Origin of the sequence: Sedimenticola hydrogenitrophicus (genome assembly GCF_025175675.1) — a bacterium.
Taxonomy (GTDB): Bacteria; Pseudomonadota; Gammaproteobacteria; order Chromatiales; family Chromatiaceae; genus Sedimenticola; species Sedimenticola hydrogenitrophicus.
Genome location: NZ_JANIOA010000074.1, coordinates 1 through 7,135 on the forward strand (window position 1 = coordinate 1; position 7,135 = coordinate 7,135).

Here is a 7,135-nt window from a genome sequence, read left to right on the forward strand (position 1 = left end):
TGGTGGCGATAATCCTGGATTCCGGCCTGCGCCGGAATGACGAAAATCCTGCAATTCGCATTAAGTAAGTGCCATTCGGGTCAGATGCAACTTTATTGTTGATTGGATCAATGGGACCCGGTTTCCTTGTTCGGTTTCCTTAAAATATTCTTACTCGGCGTATAATACGACTCTTACCTTGCCGCAGTTTCCACCACCGCAGTAGAACCGATCCTTGCCGTTGGACTCAAGTCCAGATACACCGATGGTTGGTGGCATTTTGAGGCTTTCCAAAACTTCTCCCGTCTGGGAATTAACTCTCCGCAGTTCGCTCTCATCCCCTTCCCAGGTGCCGTGCCAAAGGTTGCCATCCAACCAGGTAACGCCCGTAACAAAACGGTTGGACTCGATGGTACTGATGAGCGCTCCCGTTTGCGGATCAATCTGGTGGATTTTGCGGTTTTGATACTGCCCTACCCAGAGGCTGCCCTCAGCCCAGGCGAGCCCGGAGCTGCCACTCTCGGGGGCAGGAATACTGGAAAGTACCTCGCCACTGTTCGGGTCGATCTTTTGGATGTGGTCGTCGGCGATCTGATACAGATGTTGGCCATCATAAGCCGTGCCGGCATTTGCAGTGACATCGATTGAGGCGGCTTGCTCTCCACTCGCCGGGTCGATGGTGTGGAGTTTGTCACCCGATGCAAACCAGATTTTCTGGCCGTCATAACTGACACCGTGAACAGCATCGACACCGGTAAATGGACCGTATTCATCAATGACATTGGCTGTGGTCTGTTTCATGATTGTCTCCTCGTTTAATGCGTTCGTGGAGTAATCCTAGTCCGTTGCCAGCGAGTGCGGGAGTAACAAAGTTGTCGCGAATTCCGGCACCGGGGGAGATACCCAGCGCCGAGCCCGACCGCGGCCAAACGATTGTACCTTCGATTCAGTCAACAACGCGTCGAGCGTGCGCTGCACGGTGCGCTGACTTGTGCCCAATGCAAGTGCAATCGCCGAACTTGACCAGGCTTCGCCATCAGCCAGTAACGCGAGTACCGCCGCGTGTTTCTCTTCAACCGGCTGCGCCAACACAAGCACTTTTTGCGCAGGGTTTACCTCCAAAACAAAACCTTCTTTTGTTGCGTTTATATTGGCAAGCGTTTTCAGGGCGGCGCGCAACCGCCCGATTTCCACGCGCAAGCGCGCGCGCAGCGATTCATCGGCATGCTTTATATGGAAAGCCTGTTCAATCAATCGATCCCGCGAAACATTCTCCGGCCATGCTTCAGCCAGTTCGCGTACTATGGTAAATAGCACCGGACGTTTTGCGAGTGAAATAGCATGTACACCATGGCGCACGGTCAGCCTGCAGGCGTCGACAATAAAAGCATTGGATGCGAACAGGGTTTCGATTTCTTCGAGTCGTAATAGACGCTCGCCGCTTTGTTCGATCAGGCGCGCAGCAGGCGAATTCAGTTCCCGCAATGTACTCTCAACCTCCGCCTCCAGTGCGGGAATGCTCGCTTGTTGCGCGGCAACTTCAGCCCGGGAGAGCGCGGCGCGCGCCGCTTTTGCTTGCAGGCGCCGCATGGCAATTCCTGCGGTGACCAACTCGTGTATGGTTCGCAACGCGGGCGACAAAGCGGAGGGATCGAAATTAGTGAGCATAGTTGTGGCAGTGTCAATACGACCTGTCAGCAATAAATGTCGAATCTGGAGATAGTGTGCGTGAACGGCATTTGCAAGATCGCCACGGGCTTCCAGGGTTTTTCGCGCTGGGTCGAGCACCCTTGACGGCCAGCCCAAGTCGCGCGAAGCAAGCGCAATTTCTGCCTCGGCAACAATGCAACGCGCCCTGGCCAGCGCTTCTTTACGCCCAAAGGCCCGTATCGCGTTTTTTATCAAGCTTCTGGCCCTGGAAAAATCGCCGAGCTGCGCCATCGCAATACTGCGCAGGGCTAAAGCTTGAGCGTCGTCGCGTAAAGCAACCCGGTTTAGTGCGCCCAGAGGATCTCCCCTGGCTAACGCCTGTGCAGCACCTGTAATTTGTGAGTCCATCGAATGCGCACCACCATTTTCACTCGTACGGTTGCCCGCTTGGTCTTTAGTCTATCTCAATATCTGGAATTACGGGGGGCAGCACACCTCTTCCCGACTGAATTCCGGAAACAAACCGGGACAGTATCGACTGTATCAATATATTCATGGGTCGGGGCGTCCCGAACTCTGTTTTATAAATTATTATATTGGGTATGCATCAAAACATGGTGGCCCTCCGGTTTAGCGGGGGCGTGTATCTCTTCTACACTCGGAGCACGGTATGGACCCGACATGAGCGCAGCCGACAGCCCGGCGATGGAAGCGCAGGCGTTCGCGCGCATTTTTGTCTCCTACGCCCGCCAGGACCAGCATGCCGTGCGCCGGTGGTGCGACGCGCTCGGCGCCGAGGGTCGGGCGCTTTGGGTCGACTGGGAGGGCATCGCCCCAAGCGCCGAATGGATGGCCGAGATTGAGACCGGCATACGCACCGCCGATGCCTTCGTGTTCATGCTCAGCCCCACCGCACTGGCCTCCACGGTGTGCCGCCAGGAACTGGACATTGCCGTTAATCTCAACAAGCGTCTGGTACCGGTGGTCGTCAAGGACGTATCACCCGCGCAGGTACCCGAGGAACTGGCGAAACTGAACTGGATTTTCCTGCGCGATGGCGACGACGCCACAGCCGGCCTGGCGGCACTGACCACGGCGCTTGATACCGACCTGGACTGGCTGCAGCGCCATACCGCTCTCATGAGCCCGGCGCTGGCCTGGCAGGATGCCGGACACGAACGCAGCCGGCTGCTGAAAGGCCAGGCGCTCAAACAGGCCGAGATGTGGCTAACCGAAAGCGCCCGAAAATCCCCTCCACCCGCCGATGTGCAGCTGGGCTTCATCCAGGCCAGCCAGCAGGCCGCCCGCACCCGCTTGCGCCTGGCGCTGGGCGGCGCGGTTATCGGCATCGTCAGCCTGTTGGTGCTGACCTCGTGGGCACTGGTCGCCGAGCGACAGGCCGAGTTGGCGCGCAAAGAGGCGGTGGCGCGCCAACTCGGATCAGACGCGGCGCTGGTCGCCAGCGAACAGGCGGCGCTTCTGGAGACCAGCGCCTTACTGGCGATTGAATCCTGGAAGCGCCGCCCAGCCCTGGGCAACGATATCCCCCTGCGCCATGCCCTGCGACTGCTGCCGATACCGCTGGCGAACTGGTCACATCCGCAGCAGCGCATCGGCGCCGCGTTGTTTGTCGATGACGCCCGGCGGGTGGTCTATGCGGAAGGCGAGCGGGTGCATGCACGCACTACCACGGGCGACGCCGCACCGACAAGTTGGCCGCTCGACAGCCGGGTGCGGTCGCTCGTCCGCTGTGGCGCGGCGGGCGCCTTCCTGGCACGCACCGCATCGGGGCAGGTGCACCTGTGGCAAAACGCCGATACAGCGCCGATCAATCTGGCGCGAGCCCACGCAGCAACCTGTACGGCGGACGGACGCTTTATCGCGCTGGGCGACGCCGCGGGCCGCGTTCACCTGCAGGATACCGAAAATCCCGGCGCGGCCGGTACGCTGGCCGAATCCCTCGATACGGCGGTAGACCTGTTGAAATTCAGTAAGGGCGGACGCTATCTGGCCGCCAGTGCCGGGCCACGCATGCGCATCTGGCAGCTCGACGACAAGCGGCCAGTCACCGCCGTCAAATTGCGTCAGCCCATCGTGGACATAGATTTCGATCCCGAGAATGAGCGCGTGATGGCAGCTGCCGACTCCGGCGCCTATCTGTGGCAACTGCCCGACGCCCGCCCGATCAAGCGCCTCGGGCAAATCACCAATGTGCATCGCGCCAGCTTTTCGCCCGACGGCCGTCGCATTGCGCTGGGTGTCGGTGACGGCTCGGTCGTGCTTTATCACGCCCGGCGTCTCGAGCGCGTGGCACGGATGCAGCACCAGAATCCCGTACACCATCTTCAATTCAGTGCCGACAGCCGCCTGCTGCTCAGCGCCGGCAACGACAATACCGCCCGGCTGTGGTCGCTGTACGACGGCAGCGAGCAATTGCGCTTTGTGCATGAAGATTTTGTCACCGCCATCGACTGGGCGGCCGGCACAGAGCGTATTCTTACCGCCGGACGAGACGGTCAGGTGCGCGTATGGCAGGCGACACTGCCCGATCGCACACTCGAAAATGGCCCGAGCCGCGTCGCGGGAGAGGGGGCCAATGTCGCCCCAACCCGCGTTTTGCCCGATGCCGGCTACCTGCTCGAATCGCTCGGACGCCCCCACTGGCAACTGCGCGTCCATGGTGACACACAGCCGGTGCTGCGCTTCGACGAGGACGCCGACATCAGCACCTTTGCGGTCAGCGCCGATGGCGGCACGTTCGCCCTCGCCCGTTTCGACGGCACGGTCGACTTGCGTCAGTTGCCACTCGGCACGCCGATTCGCACGCTCGACATCGGCGCACCGATAGACACCCTGGGTTTCAGTCCGGACGGCCAGTGGCTGCTCACCGGCAGCCAGGACTCTCAGGTACGCCTGTGGTCATGGCGCGAGGGCACAGTGCAATGGCAACAGGCGCACGCCCCGTTCATCTTCAGTCACGGGTTCAGCCCGGATGGTCGGCTGGTCGCCACCGGCGGCTCCGACCGCAGTGCCCGTGTGTGGAAAACCGGCGATGGCTCCGAACGCCTCCAGCTTGCCCATCGCCACGATGTGCGCGCCGTGGCATTCCATCCGCAGGCGCCGATAATCGCCACCGCCAGCTCGGATCATTTGGCCCGTTTGTGGTCACTCGAGACCGGCAAGGCGTTGCATTATCTGCAGCATCGCAACCCGGTGCTGGCGCTCGCGTTTTCACCGGACGGTGCGCTGCTCGCCACGGGCAGCTCGGACGACACGGCGCGAATCTGGCGCCTGAGCGACGGACAGGAACAGTCACGCATTAACACGCCGGCACCGGTATTGGCGCTCGGCATCAAGGGTACACGCTTGCGCCTCTATACCGGAGGCGAATGGTCGATCCACGCACTCAATACAACCGACGTGGTCACCACCACATGTAAACGGCTGAGCCACAACCTGGGAATGATAGACTGGCTGCGTTACGTGGGCCCGCCGCCAGCCGATGACACCTGTCCGGGGTTGCTGACGCCCCGATTCTGAACGCCGCCTGCACGGACGTGGGCCAAACGAACTGGACAACCACGATTCAATTTGGATTTCCCGGATCTCTCTGTGAAAAATGGACATCCAGAAGTCGGCCCGAAATCGACTGGTACCTAAGTGCCATGGATCACCACCCGATATTAGACAATACTCACTCCCTGTATATCGATGGATCGCTTCTGCTACAGGAGACTTGACTCATGACATTGGCGAGCTTTTTTCGGACATTCATGGTTATCGGCGCACTGCTCCTGGCAGTTGCCTTACCATCGCGAAGCGGGGCGGCGACGGGAACGGTGTATCTGCTCGACAACGAGGATGTGCGGCACAAAATCGCCGACATCAGCCTGATGCCCGAAGGCGGCGGGCATAAATACCGATTGAACATGCAATACGACCGGTTCACGGATTACTTCCTTTCCATGAAGGAAATGAAATGCCTGGAAGGGCCGGAACTGATGTGTCACCTGCCCTACCCTTACCGGAATCCGCACTGGCTCTCCGACACCGGATTGCACTGGTTGGAGCATGACCTTCTGTTCATGTTCAAGCAGCCATCGGAATACGGGGTAAATTTCTGGAACGGAATCCTATACAGGCTGACACCGACCGCTTACGGCTACTCGGGCACCGGCATGGCGGTCGATCTGAACGAACTGGCTGCCCCACCCGATGATCTCGATGTACCAGCGTTTAAGGGGATCCATCTGGAGGAGCTATCAACAAAAAATCGCTGGCTGCCACGCCTGGAGATTCGCCTGGTTCCGTGAGGCAAGGTAATCGGGTCTGAGCTTGCATATTTTAAACTCAAATAATCTGAATTACTTTTAGTTAGTGTCCGTCCAGAAACGCACGTAATTTAAATTGTCGTCACCCCGGCGAAGGCCGGGGTCGAGGGGATTCAACAAGTTACTGGATGATTCGCTTCGCACACCCTTCGGGCCGACTTTCAGTCGTTCAATGCGCTTCGCGCTTTTGTCCGGCATTCGCCGGAGAAGTGGTGCAGGGATGCACCGGTTACGGACCTAAGGATGGAATGACGATTTCTGTAGTTTCTGGATAGGCACTAGTTAGCCTGGTTCCTGGCTTTTTTCCATTGCGACTGCTGTTTAATGCTCAGGGCAAGTGCTTCGAGATACGGGACCACACCATTCTTGCGAATGATATCCCTGCCGGCTTTTGAGTGAGCGAAACCCAGAAACTTCTCGAGTTCCTTTACATTTTCGCTTTGCTTGTCAATCACCAGGTAGAGTGGACGATATAAAAGATAATTACCGGATTTGATGTTGTCAAAGCTGGGTTCTTTGTTGTCCAGCTTAAGGATTTTTACGTTTCTTTTACGTGCGCTGCTGATCCCCGTCATACCTATCGCGTTCAAGTTATTTTCAACGGCCTCCTCGAGAGGGCCGGAAGACTTGTAAACATTGTTTTGTGGAAAATCCATGTCAGGATCGTTGAAGACCAGTTGTCTGATCGTCAGGCCAACACCGGAGATCTTGCCGTTTCGGACCGCCAGTGCCAACGACCTGTCCTGTTCATTGAGTTGCTGCCAGTTGTTAATCTCGCCGCGGTAAAGTGACCTGAGTTGCTCCATACTGATGGACTCAATCGGGTTGTCTTTGTTGACGATGACTACCAGGGCATCCCAGGCAACGGGATTAAAGGTGATCATTGAGTCAGGCGCTTCGCCTTTAATCCGATATCGGCAGGATCCCCCCATGTCGGCAGTGTGCTCCGTCGCCGATTTAATGCCTTTGGTAGCACCACCACCTTCCAGTAAAATTTCTATCCCTGTACTTTTTTTATAGGCTACCACCAGCTCCTGCATGAAGGCCTTTTTTGTTATTCCACAACCTACCCAGGTTAAAGTGATTGCGTTGGATACGCTGGAAAACAGGAAGAGAACAGCCAACAACCCCAGGCGATGATATGCATTGCTCATACGTATGGCTCTTTAGTTATG

At 57.9% G+C, this 7,135-nt stretch carries 5 protein-coding genes; 2 read left to right on the plus strand and 3 right to left on the minus strand.

All coding sequences use genetic code 11. The annotated features are described in order from the left end of the window. Nucleotides 1-150: 150 nt before the first annotated feature. Nucleotides 151-780, minus strand: a complete 630-nt coding sequence (locus NPX02_RS20675) for a Vgb family protein (protein WP_260295951.1) — start codon at nucleotides 778-780, stop codon at nucleotides 151-153. 36 nt (nucleotides 781-816) lie between these two features. Continuing rightward, entirely contained in the window at nucleotides 817-2,037 is a 1,221-nt protein-coding gene (locus NPX02_RS20680) for a helix-turn-helix domain-containing protein (protein WP_260295952.1), read from the minus strand. Nucleotides 2,038-2,310: 273 nt separating this feature from the next. Here NPX02_RS20680 and NPX02_RS20685 point away from each other — a divergent pair, with 273 nt between their 5' ends. Together NPX02_RS20685 and NPX02_RS20690 are read left to right on the plus strand one after the other, a co-directional pair. Beyond that, complete coding sequence (locus NPX02_RS20685) at nucleotides 2,311-5,169, plus strand: toll/interleukin-1 receptor domain-containing protein (RefSeq protein WP_260295953.1); 2,859 nt, start codon at nucleotides 2,311-2,313, stop codon at nucleotides 5,167-5,169. Nucleotides 5,170-5,372: 203 nt separating this feature from the next. Next, nucleotides 5,373-5,942, plus strand: a complete 570-nt coding sequence (locus tag NPX02_RS20690; protein WP_260295954.1) for a hypothetical protein — start codon at nucleotides 5,373-5,375, stop codon at nucleotides 5,940-5,942. 296 nt (nucleotides 5,943-6,238) lie between these two features. Here NPX02_RS20690 and NPX02_RS20695 read toward each other — a convergent pair whose 3' ends face one another. Further along, nucleotides 6,239-7,114, minus strand: coding sequence for a substrate-binding domain-containing protein (locus NPX02_RS20695; RefSeq protein ID WP_260295955.1), 876 nt, complete (start codon nucleotides 7,112-7,114; stop codon nucleotides 6,239-6,241). Between the last annotated feature and the right edge of the window lie 21 nt (nucleotides 7,115-7,135).